This window comes from Sphingomonas sp. SORGH_AS_0879 (genome assembly GCF_030819175.1).
Classification (GTDB): domain Bacteria; phylum Pseudomonadota; class Alphaproteobacteria; order Sphingomonadales; family Sphingomonadaceae; genus Sphingomonas.
Map to the genome: position 1 here is coordinate 118,570 of NZ_JAUTBJ010000002.1, position 15,066 is coordinate 133,635.

Here is a 15,066-nt window from a genome sequence, read left to right on the forward strand (position 1 = left end):
CCCATCCTTTCCGCCAATTACGCCCCCCTGACGGAATTCGGCTTGGTTTGTCTATTAGCGTATCACGGACAAAAAATTAACAGCTTTGCGGGACCACGCCGATCTTTGGTTCATCACGCCGCAATATCGGGTCGGGCATCCCGCTTGTGGTCATGTCCAAAGCCCTGTAATTCGCGAGCCGTCCCATGCCTCGCGCGTCGTCTTCCCGGTCACCCCGGCCCCGCTCCTCCAAGCCCCGCTCTCCCTGGCGGCGCCGGATCGTCGTAACCTTGCAGATCCTGATCGGCCTGGCCGTGCTGGCGGTCGGCGCGCTGGCGATCGCGGTCTTCGTCGCCAAGTCGCAATTGCCCAGTTTCGAGGAGCTTAAGTCCTCGCCCAACGGCCAGATGATCCGCGTCCATGCCGCCGACGGCACGGTGATCGTCTCGCTCGGGCCGAGTTATGGCGAATGGCTGCCCTATGATCGCATCCCCACCGTCATGCGCGACGCGACGATCGCGGTCGAGGACCGCCGGTTCCGCCAGCATCCCGGCGTCGATCCGATCGGCATCGCCCGCTCGGTCGAGGTGCGGGTGGAAAAGGGCCGCTGGAAACAGGGCGGCTCGACCATTACCCAGCAGATCACGCGCACCATCTTCCTGAACAACCAGAAGAAGTTCGGGCGCAAGATTCGCGAGGCGATCCTGGCGCTGGCGATGGAGCTGAAATTCTCGAAGAACCAGATTCTCGAACTCTATCTGAACAAGGTCTATTATGGCGGCGGCGCCTATGGCATCGATGCCGCGAGCCGCAAATTCTTCGGCCATGGCGCGGATCATCTCAGCCTGTCCGAGGCGGCGGTGATCGCCGGGCTGGTCAAGGCGCCGTCCAACTATTCCCCGACCGCCGATGCCGAGGCCGCCGTGGGCCGTGCGGGCGTGGTCATCAGCCAGATGGAGCGCAACGGCTTCATCACCGCCGCCCAGGCCGCCCAGGCCGATCCGCAGGCCCTGAAACTCGCGCCCGAGCCCAAGCAGAATTCGGTCCGCTATTTCACCGACTGGGCACTGCCCCAGCTCGACACGCTGATCGACGAGCAGACCGCGCCGCTCGACGTGTGGACGACGCTCGACCTCAATATGCAGCGTGCCGCCGATGCTGCGATCCGCGCCGATGCGCCCGCAGGGACGCAGGGCGCACTGGTCAGCCTGGACCGCGACGGGGCGGTGCGCGCGATGGTGGGGGGCAAGGATTATGTCTCCACCAACTATAACCGCGCGGTGACGGCGGTCCGCCAACCGGGTTCGGCGTTCAAGCTGTTCGTCTATCTCGCCGCGCTGGAGGCCGGGCACAAGCCCGAGGACCAGGTGGTCGACGAACCTGTCACCATCGACGGATGGTCCCCGCGCAACGATTCGCGCCGCAATTCGGGCAGCGTCTCGCTTCGCACCGCCTTCGCCTATTCGTTGAATACCGTCGCGGCCAAGCTGGGCCAGGAGGTCGGGTTCCAGACGGTCGCCGACATGGCGCGCCGCTTCGGCATCACCACGCCGGTCAACACCCACCCCTCGATGGTGCTCGGCACCTCGGAAGTGCGGGTGATCGACATGACTAGCGCCTTCGCCAGCGTCGCGAACAAGGGCGTGAAGGTCACCCCCTATGGCATCACCAAGGTCATGGCGAACGGCCAGACCATCTACACGCATGAGGTCGATCGCAGCCATGTGCTGGTCGCGCCCTTCGTCGCCGCCGAGATGACCGACCTGCTCCAGACCGCAGTCAACACCGGCACCGGCCGCGCCGCGCAGATCGGTCGCCCGGTCGCGGGCAAGACGGGCACGACGACCAGCCTGAAAGACGGCTGGTTCCTGGGCTTCTCCAGCGGGATCACCACCGGCGTCTGGATGGGACGCGACAATGCCAAGCCGGTTGCCGGGCTGCACGGGGGCAGCGCCCCTGCCAAGGCCTTCGCCGACTATATGCGCGTCGCCACCGCCAACCGCCCGATCGAACAGTTCGATACCCAGGTGACCCTGCCCGACTGGCAGCTGGAGCCCGATGAGGAGAGCTATTTCGGTCAGCCCGACAATGGCGTGGCCGGGGTCGATGCCGATGGCAATCCCCTGCCCCCGCCGGTCGCCGGAGGGGCGCAGGAAGGCGACGAGACGATGGAGATCCCCACCCGCCGCAACCCCGGTGCGCCCATCCCGATCCAGCAGCCGCAACCGGGCGCGTCCGTGCCGTCGCCACCCTCGGGTCAGCCGCCCGCACAGGCCCCCGCCCCGCAACAAAGGCTGGATCAGGCATGGATCGACCGGGTGACCGGGCGCGGCAATGGCGGGGCTCCGCGTGAGGGGCGGGCCAATCCCAACCCGCCGCGCGGCTCAACCCGCGATCGTCAGGACGACCGCCCGTACCAGTGAAGTCCCGCGCCGTGTCGCCGCAACCAGGCGGTGGCCGGCGTCGGGTCCTCGCCCAGCAATTCGGCGACCAGCGCGTGGAAAACGGGCGCGTGGTTCATATGCACGCGGTGCGCGACCTCATGCGCAACGGTGGCGCGGCGGACGAAATCGGGGGCCAGGATCAACCGCCAGCTATAGCGGATCGCGCCCGTCGAGGCACAGCTTCCCCAGCGCGCCTTGGGGTCGGCGACGCTGACCTTGGTCACGGTGACACCCGCCGCCCGCGCGACCTCCGCCGTCTCGCGCGCCAGCACTTCGAGCGCCTGTCGCTTCAACCACGCCTCGACCCGGCGGCCCAGCGTCTCGATCGGGCCGGAGGCACAGAGCCGGTTCCCCTCGCGCTGGATGACGCGGGCCCGCCCCTCCCGCCATTCCAGCGTCAGCGTCACGTCGCCGAACGGGATCGTCGCGCCGGGCACGAAGGGACGCGGGTTTGGCAGGCGGGCGCGCTGCTCGGCGATCCAGTCCTTCTTCTCCTCGGCCCAGGCGAGCGCGGACTTCAGCCCCGCGCAGCGCGGCACGATCAACCGCGCGGTCCCGGTGGCGGGATCGACGCTGAGGCGGATGGTCTTGGCGGTCGGGTGGCGGACGACCTCGTCGATCACAATTCGCGGTCCACGATGTGATTCTCGAAATCCCCGGCATCGTCCTCGCTGATCGTCCAGCCGCGCACCGATTGCCCTGCGCGATGCACCGCCTCGCGGTCACCGCAGACCAGATAATGCCATTCGGGCAGCGCCTCGCCCGCCGCGCGCAGGCGATAGGCGCAGGTGGTCGGCAACCAGTCGATCGAGCGGACATTGCCCATGGTCAGCCGCACGCACTCGCTGACATAGGCGCGGCGATGGCGGTAGTTGGAGCATTGCCCGCTCCGCCGGTCGAGCAGGCGGCACGCGACGTTGGTCGCGACCAGTTCGCCCGTCTCCTCATCCTCCAGCTTGTGGATGCAGCATTTGCCGCAACCGTCGCACAGCGCCTCCCATTGCGCGCGGTCGAGGCTTTCGATCGGCTTTTCCCAGAAGCGCTCCATTATCGGACCCACTGGTCCAGCGTGTCGGCCACCGCCTTGGGGCCTTCATCCGTCGGCAGCAGCGCCATCGGTTTGCCGTCCGGGTCCATCAGATAGGCCTGTTTGCTATGGTTCATCAGATAGCCGCCGCCGGGCGAGGGATCGCCCTTTTGCGCCACGATGGCATAGGCCTTTTCCACCGCCGCGATCTGCGCCTCGGTGCCGGTCAGTCCGACGAAGCGCGGGTGGAAGGTGGTGGCGAAGCGGCCGACCACCTCGCGCGTGTCGCGCGCCGGATCGACGGTGATGAAGATCGGCACGATCCGCGCCGCCTTTTCGGGCGCGCTCTGTTCCAGCAGCTTCAGCCCCGCGCCGATCGCCTGCATGTCGGTGGGGCACACATCGGGGCAGAAGCTGTAGCCGAAATAGACGATGCGATACCGCCCGGCATAGTCGCGATCGGTGACGGTGCGGCCATCGGCGGCGGTCAGGCGGAACGGTCCGCCGATCTTCGCCCCGGCCAGCGGCGGCTGCGCCTCCGGCTGGGAGGAACCGCAACCGGCCAGCGTCAGGGCCAGCGGCAGCAGGGCGGACGGGAATATTCGGGTCATGACGTCGACAGCCTTGCTGTGATAAATCGCCGGTTGCAAGCCATGCTCCATTGCTCAGGATCACCTTTCATGTCCCTTCGCCCCCTGTTCGCCGCCGCGCTTCTGGGTGTCATCGCCATGCCCGCCACGGCGCAGATGATGCAGTCGGAAAGCTATAAATTCCTCCAGGCGGTGCGCGAGGCCAAGGGCAACGACGTGACCAACATGCTGGACCGTCCGGGCGCCAGCATCATCAACACCCGCGACGTGACCAGCGGCGAAGGCGCGCTGCACATCGTCATCAAGCGCGGGGACGAGACCTATCTGCGCTTCCTGCTCCAGAAGGGGGCCGATCCGAACCTGCGCGACGGGCGCGGCAACACCCCGTTGCTGCTGGCGGTCGGCGGCGGCCAGTCGGAAATGATCCGCATCCTGACCGCCGCCAAGGCCAATCCCAATATCGGCAATGCCTCGGGCGAGACGCCGCTGATCCGCGCGGTGCAGCGTTACGACATCGGCATGGTCCGTGAGTTGCTCGCCGCCGGGGCCGATCCCGACCAGGCCGACAATGTCGCTGGGCTGACCGCGCGCGAATACGCCTCGCAAGACCCCCGCAACACCGCCATCGCCAAGCTGTTCGCCGAAACGCCGAAGAAGACCCGCGCGGCGGTGGCGGGGCCGAAACTGTAAAATAACATCCTCCCCGGCACGGGGAGGTGGCAGGCCGAAGGCCTGACGGAGGGGGATGGCCGCATCGGACGATCCCTGGCGGCGGTCCCCCTCCCCGTATCGGGGAGGATCAAATCAAACCCAGTTCCACCAGTTTCCCTACCAGCACCGGCGGCATCGTCTCGATCCCCGTCGCCGCGCCGCTGAGGTCGGGCGGGGCGTCGTTCGCCTCCAGATAGCGCCATCCCTGATGCGCGCGGCGGGGCAGCGCCTGGACCAGCACCAGTTCGGGGTCGATATGGATAGCGCACCGCCCGCCCTCCGCCTCTCCGAAGGACAGGATCGGCGAGCGCGCGACCAGCTGGTGCTTCAGGATCCAGAACAGCGACCCCTGCCCCGCCACTTCCTCATGCCGCTTGGGCAGATAGCGCGTGGTCAGGAACACCGGCCCTTCCTGCGCCCGCATCTTCAGTCGTTCGGCCAGATGATCGATACTGGCCGCCCCGAACGCGACCTTGGTCAGATGAAGCGCCATGTCATGGGGGCATGTGGGGAGGCGGACCCGTGAAGGCTAGGGAAAGCGCCCGCCCCGTTCGGCAAAATGTGACGGACACAGCCGATGACGGGCGTTGACTCATAAATCTACATATGTGACGTTATATGGGTGAAACGATCCCGCCGCCCTTCCAAACAGATGCTTACCCTGCTGGCAGCGCTGGCCGAACGGGGGGCGCAATGGTGGCATGGCTATGACCTGATGAAGGACACCGGACTTCAGTCTGGTACGCTCTACCCCCTGCTGATTCGCATGACCGAGCAGGGCCTGGTCGAGGCCGAATGGCGCGAGCCCGATCAACCCGGTCGGCCCGCGCGCCACGCCTATCGGCTGACGGCGCAGGGTGTCGCCTTCATGCGTGCCCATGCCATCGCGATCGACCTCGATCCCGCGCCGGTCGTCGCATGAACGGCGCAGCGGCTCGGGCGGTGATGGCCGTGGCGCTGCCCCTCATGCGGCAGGACGACCGGTGCTGGGCCCACGCGATGGGTGCCGAGTTCGAGGAGGCGGAGCGCGACGGACAGGGCCTGCGTTTTGCCATGGGGTGTCTGGGCGTTGCGGCCCGGCGGCTGACCGGTTCAGGCAGGGGTTGGCATTTCCTGACGCGCCACGGTGTCGCCCTGGCGATCATCCTGCCCTTTGCGCTGTTCCATCTCGGCTGCGCCCTTCGGGGGCTGCGCTACTGGTTGGCGGGCGGCGATCCCTATGTCGCCGCCCTATCGGCGGGCGATGCGGGCCAGCGCCTGATCGCGGTGGCCTATCGGACATGGTCGCCATGGATCGCGCTGTTGCTCGTGGTGCTGGGTACGCTGCATATCGTCATCGCGTGGCGGATCGCCTGCTGCCAATGGCGCGGCGCGCGTCATGCGATGATCGCGGCGATCCTGGTCGTCGCCGGACTGTTGCTGTGCATCGCCGTCGTACACCCCACGCCCGGCGGCATGGTCCTGCAAGCCGTTGCCCTGGCCGTTGAATTGCTCTCCGTCCCGATCCTGGCCGCGTGGCAGGCGCGGCACAACGTTCCGATCCGCTAACCTCCAAACAGGGAATTGCTTTATGATCCATCGTCCATGGACGGGATGGGTGTGCCTGATCGCCGCCCTCCTGCCGCTTTCGGCCGCGTCGGCCCAGACGATACCGACCGACGAGCCGCTCGCGCTGGTGACGCGCTTCGAAACCGCCCGCCGCGATTTCGACCCCGTCATGCTGGCCGCGACCCTGTCTTCCGACTTTGTCGAGATTTCACCGCGTGGCGAAGTCGATCCGCGTGACAAGGTTCTCGGCTTTTACGATCCGGCTCATAAAAGCCCGGTCCCGCGGATGGAAAGCGACGAACCGACCGTTCGCCTGGTAAGCGACATCGCCCTGATGACCCGGCGCCTCTCGATCATCCTGCCGGGCGCGGGCGGCAAGCGCTCGGTCCGCGTTCTGTATGTGGCGCATCGGGAAAAGGCCGGATGGAAGCTGGTCTCGGCCCAATATACCCCGATACCGCCCGAACCCACCAAATAAGCCGCGCAAACAGAAAGGGCGCCGGTGGAACCCACCGACGCCCTTTCCTGATTTCCGGCTGAACCGTCAGTCGCGATTTACGCGGCCTGCGGCAGAGCGGCCTTCGCCTGTGCGACGATCGCCTTGAAGGCTTCGCCCTCGTGCATGGCGATGTCGGCCAGGACCTTCCGGTCCAGTTCGACGCCCGCCAGCTTCAGGCCGTGCATGAACTGCGAATAGGTCAGGCCCTCGGCCCGGACACCGGCGTTGATGCGCTGGATCCACAGACCACGGAAGGTCCGCTTCTTGACCTTGCGGTCGCGATACGCATATTGACCGGCCTTTTCGACGGCCTGGCGCGCGATGCGGATGGTGTTCTTGCGACGGCCATAATAGCCCTTCGCCTGTTCCAAAATCCGCTTATGCTTCGCCTTGGTGGTCGTGCCCCGCTTGACGCGTGCCATATCTTTCTATCCTTCCAGAAATCAGTTCAGGCCGTAAGGCGCCCAGGCCTTCACGGTCTTGGTGTCGGCATCGGACAGGACCGAGGTGCCGCGGTTCTGGCGGATATACTTGCCGTTATGGCTGATCAGGCGGTGGCGCTTGCCGGCGACGCCGTGCTTGAGCTTGCCGGTCGCGGTGAGCTTGAAGCGCTTCTTGACGCCGCTCTTGGTCTTGAGCTTGGGCATTTTGGTCCTTTCGCTGGAGCTAAGGCAGAAACGGCCGCGGCAGCCCTGATGGCCGGGCCGTTCGTGACACCTCGCTCGGGAAGCGGGCCGCTTAGACCAAGCCGCGCCGGATTGCAACCGATGAGCGGTGGAGAGCCCCAAGGGAACCAGCGCTCCGCTTGCGCGATTGGACCTATCATGGATCAGGCGCCTGCGGCCGACACCCCCGCCAGCCCGACCGCCGCCCGCAGCCGCTGGCGGCGATGGGCGTTGCGCGTCCTGATCGGCTTCGTCACCGTCATCGCCGCGATCTGGCTGGTGCTGTTCATCACCAAGGGGCGGTTCCTGCGCCATCCCTTCGAGTCGATCGTCGGAAAGCTGACCCACCGGACGGTCAGCGTCGGCGGCGACTTCCAGCTCTATTTCGCGCCGTGGCGGATCAAGTTCGTCGCCGAGAAGATCGCGATCTCCAACCCCGGCTGGGCCAGCCGCCCGAACCTGTTCACCGCCGACCGGATCGATTCGCGGATCGCGCCGCTGTCGCTGCTGTTCGGAAAACGGCGCTTCACCTGGCTGGAACTCACGAACGGCGCGGTCGACCTGGAGTGGACGCCGGACCACCGGACCAACACATGGACGTTCAGCGAGAAGAAGGGTGGCAAGCCGCTGGAATTCCCGCGAATCGATACGGCCGATGTGACCGGCACCACGGTCCGCTATCGCGATCCCCGGTTGCGGGTGACGGCGGATCTGGCGCTGGACGACATCCGGTCGCAGGACGCGCGGATCGGCAAGGCGGTGGGGGTTCGCGGCAAGGGCGTGATCCGGGCCACGCCCTTCACCCTGACCGCCCGGCTTCTGTCGCCCGACGCCACCGCCAATCGCGGCAGGAACGCGCTGATCGCCCGGATGCGCGCGGCGGGCAATGTGGTCGACGTGTCGGGCACCCTGCCCTCGATCGCCGCGATCGAGAATGTCCCGCTGAAGACGCGGGCGCGGGGCAGGGATCTGTCGACGCTGCTCGACGTGATCGGCGTCGTCATCCCGCGCACCCGCACCTATGACTTGCGCGCGCAACTGGTGAAGGATGGCGAGGTCTATCGCTTCACCCGGATGACCGGCCATTTCGGGGACAGCGATGTGGCGGGCAAGCTGACCGTCACCAATGGCGAGCGGCTGCATCTCGATTCGGAACTGGCGACGACCAAGCTCGACATCATCGATGCCGCACCCTTCATCGGTTACAATCCCGACATCGTCGCGAGCAAGGGCGCGCAGGCCGCCGCCGCCGCGACCGGGGTGGGGCCGCAAATGCTGCTGCCCGACGCCGCGCTGCCGATCGCGACGATGCAGCGATTCGATGCCGATCTGAAATGGACGATCCGCACCGTGCGGTCGCGCCGGGTGCCGATCTCCAATGTCGACCTGACGCTGGAGTTGGAACGTGGCAAGCTGACCCTCTCGCCGCTGCGCTTCGCAATGGCGCGGGGCGATGTGGCGTCGGACCTGATCTTCGACACGCGGCCCCGGCCCAGCCGGATCACTTACGATATCCGCCTGTCGCCGACGCCGCTTGGCCGGTTGCTTGCCGGATGGGGCGTGGCGGAAGCGGGGACGACGGGCACGGTCAAGGGCCGTATCCAGTTGGAGGGGCGCGGCGACACCATCCATGATTCGCTGGCCGGTGCGAATGGCCGCATGGCCTTCATCCTGCCCGCCGGGTCGCTATGGACCCGCAACGCGCAATTGGCCGAACTGGACCTGGGCACCTTCGTCCAGAAGATGTTCGAGGAACGGCTCAAGGAGCCGGTCCGGATCAATTGCGGGCTGATCGCCTTCACGGTGCGCGGCGGGGTGGCGGCGGCGGACCCGATCCTGATCGACACGTCGAAGAACGTCATCATCGGGCGCGGCGGCTTCAGCTTCCGCAACGAGGCGATCGACCTGGCCATCCGCGCCGACGCCAAGAAGTTCAGCCTGTTCTCCGGCCAGTCGCCGGTCGGGCTGACCGGCCATTTCGTCTCACCCGCCATCCAGCCGATCAGCGGCGACCTGCTCGCCCGCGCCGGGGCCGGGCTGGGGCTGGCGGTGGTGGCGACGCCGCTGGCCGGGGTGCTGGCGTTCGTCGATGTCGGCGACGCCAAGGCGGCAGCGTGCGGCCCGGTCTTGTCGGGCGCGCGAGCGGGTGCGCAGCGGACGACCAAGGGCGACAAGCGCGACGATGTCGGGCGGGGCACGACCGCCAAGGACGAAAAGGGACGCGGCAATCCCGGCGAAGCCAAGGCACAGCGGAAGAAATTTTTGGGGATTTTCTGAGGTCACGCGCCATTCGGCACCACATGGGCACGGTCGCCCGATAGCCGGGACTAACGCGCGCCGGGGGCTGACGCCTGGAGCCTCTCGATGATCGCCGACACACCCCGCTCTATGCCTTGCCCGATCCGCGCTTTCGCGAAAGCAGGAACCATGATCCGGCTCATCACCTGCTGGCAGAACGCATCCGGCAATCGCTGTTCCAGTCCGATGCCAACGGCAATTCTGGCTTTCCTGTCATTCGCCGCCACAAGGATCACGATGCCGTCGTTGAGGTCTTTTCGGCCGACGCCCCACCGGTTTGCGAGCCGCATGGTGAAGTCCTTCACGTCCTCACCATGCAGGGTTTTCACCGTCACCACCGCGAGTTGATGACCGGTTTCCCGCTGAAAACGCCCGAGCCATAAAGTAAGCCGCTGCTTCTCGTCGCTATTCAGCAGCTGGGCCTGATCGACGACATAGCCGGTAAATTGCAACGGCTCGTCCGCACTCGCAATTTTCGGCTCCATCGCCTGGCAGGGCGCGGCAATGCCCCCAAGCAAGGCCAGCGGCATCGCCAGGGCCACCAGCACCGCTGAACGGTATGACCGCAAAGGGGGCCTTGATCCCGGGTCGATCCTGCCGTTCACCCACGATAACCCGCCGGGGTCGGACATTTCCGCCATGTCTGTCACCAGGCATCGACCAATGATCGTGCATCAATGATCGTGATGGTGATCCCCATGCGGCACATTGCGCAACGCCTCCAGCACCTCCTCGGTCCGCGCGGGGTCGCCGATCGCCAGCACATGGCCCGCGCTGTCGGCGGTCAGGGGATCGCCGTTCCAGTCGCACATGCGCCCGCCCGCCCCTTCGACCACCGGCACCAGGGCGGCGAAGTCGTGCAGCTTCAGCCCCGATTCACAGACGATGTCGATATGCCCGCTCGCCAGCAGTCCATAATTATAGCAATCGCCGCCATAGACCGGCCCCTGGCGCGGATTGTCGCCGCTGATCGCCCCGACCAGCGCCATGAAGTGCGGCACGTCGTCATCCTCGAACAGATGCGGGCTGGTCGTCGCGATCGTCGCCCCCGCCAGTTCGGGGCAGGGGCGGGTGCGGGCGGGCTGGCCGTTGAACAGGGTCGGGCGGCCCGTGACGCCCAGCCAGCGCTCGCCCGCGATCGGCTGGTCGATGATGCCCAGCACCGGCCAGCCATTGTCTACCAGCGCGATCAGCGTGCCGAAGATCGGACGGCCCACGGTGAAGCTGCGCGTCCCGTCGATCGGATCGAGCACCCATTGCCGACCGGTCACGCCCGCCTTGACGCCATATTCCTCGCCATGAATCCCGTCGCCGGAGCGCTCCGCCTCCAGGATGCGGCGCATGGCGGCCTCCGCCTCCCGGTCGGCGAGCGTGACGGGCGACCGATCCTCCTTGATCTCCAGCCCCATCTCGCGACGAAAATAAGGCCGGATGGCGGCACCGGCGGCGTCGGCCAGCTTCAATGCCAGGTCGATATCGGCAGAGTGTACGGACATGGGGCATGGGATAAGCCAGCTTGGATGTATCAGCAATGGACGCCAATCCCGCGACGCGATACGTTTGACGTATAGGTATATGAGAGGTGAAGTGATGCGCGTACTGCTGGGCGTTCTTCTGGCAATGGCCACGGTTCCGGCTGCGGCGGCGCTACGCCCGGGGGCCACCGCTCCCGACTTCACCACGCGCGGCGCGGTGGCGGGCAAGGTCTTCACGCTGAACCTGAAGGATCAGCTGCGCCATGGTCCGGTCGTCCTCTATTTCTTCCCCGCCGCCTTCACCAGCGGATGCAGCGCGGAGGCGCGCGCCTTCGCCGAGAAGATCGACGCCTTCCGCGCCGCCGGCGCGCGCGTGATCGGCATGTCCGCCGACCCGGTCGACAAGCTCGCCGCCTTTTCCAAGGCCGAATGCGCGGGCAAGTTCCCGGTGGCCAGCGCGGGTCCGGCGATCGTGAAGGGCTATGACGTGGCGCTGGGCCGTCAGATCGAAGGTCGCGACATCACCTCGCGCACCAGCTACGTCATCGGTCGCAACGGCAAGATCGCCTTCGTCCATGACGATATGAACCCGGCCGAGCATGTCGCCACGACGCTGGCGGCGGTGCGCGACTTGGACTCCCGTCGCTGAGCAGGGGGGTGACGGGGGCGTCCGATGTCTGTGGGGGATTATGCGGAACTGGGCGGGCGTAACATGACGCGCGCGACCGATGACCTGTATCGGCGGATCGGCCGGTTTCTGGACGATCATCGCCTGTCCCCCGATCCGGCGCATTATGCGTTCGTCCACGCCATCATGACCGACCCGGACGGCAGTCTGGCACGGGCGGTGGCGGCGTTGATCGACGGCGGCGTCCGCCTGCACCGCGACGATATCTGCCGGCTGGGCGGTCCGCAGAACGCGTCCCGACCCGCCGCCCCATCGCCTTCGCGCAAACCCCGCAGCCGCTCGCAGCTGATCGTCCCCCCCGCCGAGGTGCAAACCGACGCGCTGGCCGAACAGACCCAGGATCAGGTGGAAACCTTCGCGGCGATCATCCGCGGCATCCAGGCGGACACCTCCGCCTTCGGCGTCGATCTGGCGCGCAACGCCGAAGAGCTTCGGCACGGCGACGCGATCGGGCTGAGCACGCTCGCCACGCTGACCGGCGAAATGCTGAAGCGGATCGACGCCACCGAGGCCCGGTTGCAGGAGGCGACGGCAGAGGCCGAGACGCTGCGCGAAAAACTGGCCGAGGCGCGGGCGCTGGCGCGGCGCGATCCGCTGACCGGGCTGGCCAACCGGCTGGCCTTCAACGAAGCGCTCGTCCAATGCTTCCAGAACGCCTCATCCTGCCATCTCGCCCTGTGCGACATCGATCGTTTCAAGCGGATCAACGACGAGCATGGGCATGGGGTGGGCGACCGGGTCCTGCTGGCGATCGGCAATATCCTGGCGAAGGAATGCCATGGCCATCTGGTCAGCCGTCATGGCGGCGAGGAGTTCGCCATCCTGATTTCCGGCCTGTCGGACCAGGAGGCGTTCGCACTGGTCGAGCGCGCCCGCGACACGCTGCGCGAGCGGCAGATGCGGGTGCGCGAGACCGGGGAAGCGCTGGGGCCGATCACCTTCTCGGCGGGGATCACCGCCTTCCGCCCCGATGATACGCAGGAAACGCTTTTCGCCCGCGCCGACGCGCTTCTTTACCGCGCAAAGAACGAAGGCCGCGACCGCGCTTTCGGCGACGCCTGAATTGCGCCACGACATGGCGCAAAATCCGCAGGGTCGTTGGCAAAAATTCCCAACTTCTCGATTGGCAAAATAGAAAACGCCTGATTTGCGTCACTTATCGAACTGGCACGCTCCCTGCAAAGCTGTTGGCATCGGTCGCCAAATGGTTGGACGACCGGACCATCAAGGGAGTTTCACCATGTTCACCTCGTTCCAGGCTCGCCAGATCCTCGTTTCCTTCGTCGGCGCGGTCGTCTTCGCCAGTCTCGCCATCACCAGCGCAGCGCCGATCTTTCCGATCGCCTGATCGGTGACGGCGCCTTCACCATGGCGCGGTCGGGTCCATCACCGCTGATGCCCGACCGCCGCCCCTCCGACGATCAGGCGGGGGCCACCGCGCCGACCGGGCCCACCGGCGCTTCCTCTTCCCGCGAATAGGTGCCGGTCAGCACCCCGGCGGCGAGCACATGCCCCGCCATCGCCTCGACCAGCGCACCACGCCCCGGCGTCGCGCCGCCGATCTCGACCAGGCTATCCAGCGCGAACAGCTGAAACACGTAACGATGCTCGCCATGCCCGCGCGGCGGATCGGGGGGCAACCAGCCTTCGCCCAAATAGGAATTGCGCCCGACATCGCCGCCTTCGGGCGTTCCCGCACCATCCGCCGCGATCGCGCCTTCCGGAAGGTCCCCGGCGTGCGGCGGCAGCTTCCACAGGATCGCATGGACCAGCGGCTGCGGCGTGGGCGCATCGGCATCCTCGACCAGCAGCGCCAGCATCGCGGTCCCGCTCGGCGGATCGCCCCATATCAAGGGCGGCGACACCCCTTCCCCATCGGCGGTGAAGCGTTCGGGCAGGCGGCCCATGTCGGCAAAGGCGGGGCTGCTCAGCGACAGGGCGGCGGGCGGGGCCAGTTCGGGTCGGACCACCGCGATCGATTCGACCCCGGCGCGCCAGCCGCTCATCGCCTTGCCCAGCCATGCAGGCAGATGTTCGAGCATGATCCTCTCTCCCTTGCCTATCGCGCCGCCATGCCGACGGGGCGCGTGCGCCAGACATGCAGCGTGTCGATCGCGCCGCGACATTCGGTCATGCTCGCCGCCTCCAGCAGCCGGAAGCGCGTGCCGTCCCAGCCGAACGACTGCCGGTCGCCGCAATCGCCCAGCCCCCGGCCCTTGCCCCAGCTCGACAGCCGTCCGGTCGGCGACCATTCGCTGTTGACCAACGTCACCGCGCCGCCGGGCCTGGCCTCCCCGGCGAAAGGAAAGGCGAAGTCGAACCGCGCCGGGGCCAGCCGCCCGTCGCGCCAGATCAGAGGCTTGACCAGATAATTATACGCCCCCGCGCCGCAGGACATCAGCACCAGTGTCGAGCGCCGGTCCAGCCGATAGGATTCGGCACTGACCGGGCTGCCCAGGCTGTTACGGCAATCGAGCCGCCGCCGCATGTCGGCGATCGCCCCGTTGGGGATGGAGGGGGCCGCGCCCGGTGGCGGCGTCACGATCCGCACGACGGGCAGGACGGGGGGCCTGCCGCGATACCGCGCCGCCCCCTTCGCCACCAGCGCGCTGGTGGTCCCGGCGCGCTTCTGCCGCTCGTCCATATAGCGGAAGGCCGCCGACGCGCCGGCCAGCGACACGGGCTTGGCGTCGGGGGTCAGGATCGCCGCGCGCCGACCATGGCTCATGGCGGCGACCAGCGCGGTCGCGGGGGCGCCGCGCAGCCATCCCTCCGCTTGTTGCGGCAGGGGGACGGTCGCCACCGCCCGGCCATCGATCCGGACGCTGGCGGATTGCGCCTTGCCGGTCATGTCCGCGACCTTGACCGCGACCGTCCCGTCGGCCGCGCGTTGGATGAACAGCCCGGCGTCCTGCAACGTGCCGTCCTCCGACGACAGCGAGGCCGCCTCGCACCCGCCACCATTGTCGCAGGTCACGATCCAGTCGCGGAACAGCTTCAGCTTGGACGGGACCGGCGTGGCGGGGTCCACCGCCGTGACGGGCATCGCGAAGCCGATGAGGACCGAGAATGCGGCGATGCGAATCATGCTGGACCAACCCCTTTGCTGGCGGTGACGTTCCGAAACGGATAGGGCGACTGT

General features: G+C 67.2%; 18 protein-coding genes. 8 read left to right on the forward strand and 10 right to left on the reverse strand.

Translation table 11 applies throughout. The features are described from left to right. Window positions 1-185: 185 nt before the first annotated feature. Window positions 186-2,402: a transglycosylase domain-containing protein gene (locus QE379_RS01135; protein ID WP_306997032.1), complete on the forward strand. Its 2,217-nt coding sequence runs from the start codon at window positions 186-188 to the stop codon at window positions 2,400-2,402. Here QE379_RS01135 and QE379_RS01140 read toward each other — a convergent pair. Genes QE379_RS01140 through QE379_RS01150 form a run of 3 tightly spaced genes read right to left on the reverse strand, consistent with a single transcriptional unit; the run spans window position 2,378 to window position 4,061 of the window. Continuing rightward, window positions 2,378-3,046: a M48 family metallopeptidase gene (locus QE379_RS01140; protein WP_306997035.1), complete on the reverse strand. Its 669-nt coding sequence runs from the start codon at window positions 3,044-3,046 to the stop codon at window positions 2,378-2,380. The two genes, QE379_RS01135 and QE379_RS01140, sit on opposite strands and share 25 nt — an antisense overlap. Next, window positions 3,043-3,471 (reverse strand): YcgN family cysteine cluster protein, encoded by a 429-nt coding sequence (locus QE379_RS01145; RefSeq protein WP_306997037.1) that lies wholly within the window; start codon window positions 3,469-3,471, stop codon window positions 3,043-3,045. Before QE379_RS01145 ends, QE379_RS01140 begins: the two co-directional genes overlap by 4 nt. After that, window positions 3,471-4,061 (reverse strand): SCO family protein, encoded by a 591-nt coding sequence (locus QE379_RS01150; RefSeq protein ID WP_306997039.1) that lies wholly within the window; start codon window positions 4,059-4,061, stop codon window positions 3,471-3,473. The genes QE379_RS01145 and QE379_RS01150 overlap by 1 nt, the downstream gene beginning before the upstream one ends. A 69-nt stretch (window positions 4,062-4,130) precedes the next feature. Between QE379_RS01150 and QE379_RS01155 the strand changes: the two genes are divergently transcribed. Then, complete coding sequence (locus tag QE379_RS01155; RefSeq protein ID WP_306997042.1) at window positions 4,131-4,730, forward strand: ankyrin repeat domain-containing protein; 600 nt, start codon at window positions 4,131-4,133, stop codon at window positions 4,728-4,730. A 109-nt stretch (window positions 4,731-4,839) separates the two neighbouring features. Here the strand turns inward: QE379_RS01155 and QE379_RS01160 are convergent, their stop codons facing one another. Beyond that, entirely contained in the window at window positions 4,840-5,244 is a 405-nt protein-coding gene (locus tag QE379_RS01160) for a DUF1489 family protein (protein ID WP_306997044.1), read from the reverse strand. A gap of 159 nt (window positions 5,245-5,403) precedes the next feature. Between QE379_RS01160 and QE379_RS01165 the strand changes: the two genes are divergently transcribed. From QE379_RS01165 to QE379_RS01175, 3 genes are read left to right on the forward strand one after another with little or no spacing between them, the layout of a single operon-like run. Further along, complete coding sequence (locus tag QE379_RS01165) at window positions 5,404-5,673, forward strand: PadR family transcriptional regulator (RefSeq protein ID WP_306997046.1); 270 nt, start codon at window positions 5,404-5,406, stop codon at window positions 5,671-5,673. Next, a complete protein-coding gene (locus QE379_RS01170) occupies window positions 5,670-6,299 on the forward strand; it encodes a hypothetical protein (RefSeq protein WP_306997048.1) in 630 nt (209 codons plus the stop codon). Before QE379_RS01165 ends, QE379_RS01170 begins: the two co-directional genes overlap by 4 nt. Before the next feature lie 22 nt (window positions 6,300-6,321). Further along, entirely contained in the window at window positions 6,322-6,777 is a 456-nt protein-coding gene (locus QE379_RS01175; protein WP_306997050.1) for a nuclear transport factor 2 family protein, read from the forward strand. Between the two features lie 77 nt (window positions 6,778-6,854). Here the strand turns inward: QE379_RS01175 and rplT are convergent, their stop codons facing one another. Then, window positions 6,855-7,220, reverse strand: a complete 366-nt coding sequence (rplT, locus tag QE379_RS01180; RefSeq protein WP_175311849.1) for a 50S ribosomal protein L20 — start codon at window positions 7,218-7,220, stop codon at window positions 6,855-6,857. Between the two features lie 21 nt (window positions 7,221-7,241). After that, window positions 7,242-7,445 carry a 50S ribosomal protein L35 gene (gene rpmI, locus QE379_RS01185; protein ID WP_007406658.1) on the reverse strand — a complete coding sequence of 68 codons (204 nt, stop codon included), beginning with the start codon at window positions 7,443-7,445 and terminating at the stop codon, window positions 7,242-7,244. Window positions 7,446-7,622: 177 nt separating this feature from the next. Here rpmI and QE379_RS01190 point away from each other — a divergent pair, with 177 nt between their 5' ends. Continuing rightward, the gene (locus QE379_RS01190; protein WP_306997052.1) at window positions 7,623-9,740 is read left to right on the forward strand and encodes an AsmA family protein; all 2,118 of its coding nucleotides are present in this window, start codon (window positions 7,623-7,625) and stop codon (window positions 9,738-9,740) included. A 50-nt stretch (window positions 9,741-9,790) separates the two neighbouring features. On the opposite strand, the gene QE379_RS01195 is transcribed toward QE379_RS01190, so the two are convergent. After that, window positions 9,791-10,309, reverse strand: a complete 519-nt coding sequence (locus QE379_RS01195; RefSeq protein ID WP_306997054.1) for a YgcG family protein — start codon at window positions 10,307-10,309, stop codon at window positions 9,791-9,793. Window positions 10,310-10,435: 126 nt separating this feature from the next. Then, window positions 10,436-11,257: an inositol monophosphatase family protein gene (locus QE379_RS01200; protein WP_306997056.1), complete on the reverse strand. Its 822-nt coding sequence runs from the start codon at window positions 11,255-11,257 to the stop codon at window positions 10,436-10,438. Window positions 11,258-11,351: 94 nt separating this feature from the next. Here QE379_RS01200 and QE379_RS01205 point away from each other — a divergent pair, with 94 nt between their 5' ends. Both QE379_RS01205 and QE379_RS01210 read left to right on the forward strand, forming a co-directional pair. Continuing rightward, window positions 11,352-11,885 (forward strand): peroxiredoxin, encoded by a 534-nt coding sequence (locus QE379_RS01205; RefSeq protein WP_306997058.1) that lies wholly within the window; start codon window positions 11,352-11,354, stop codon window positions 11,883-11,885. A gap of 24 nt (window positions 11,886-11,909) precedes the next feature. After that, window positions 11,910-12,986, forward strand: a complete 1,077-nt coding sequence (locus tag QE379_RS01210; RefSeq protein WP_306997060.1) for a diguanylate cyclase — start codon at window positions 11,910-11,912, stop codon at window positions 12,984-12,986. Between the two features lie 359 nt (window positions 12,987-13,345). Here QE379_RS01210 and QE379_RS01215 read toward each other — a convergent pair whose 3' ends face one another. After that, complete coding sequence (locus tag QE379_RS01215; protein WP_306997062.1) at window positions 13,346-13,966, reverse strand: YbhB/YbcL family Raf kinase inhibitor-like protein; 621 nt, start codon at window positions 13,964-13,966, stop codon at window positions 13,346-13,348. Window positions 13,967-13,983: 17 nt separating this feature from the next. Further along, the gene (locus tag QE379_RS01220) at window positions 13,984-15,012 is read right to left on the reverse strand and encodes a DUF1176 domain-containing protein (RefSeq protein ID WP_306997064.1); all 1,029 of its coding nucleotides are present in this window, start codon (window positions 15,010-15,012) and stop codon (window positions 13,984-13,986) included. Window positions 15,013-15,066 lie beyond the last annotated feature (54 nt).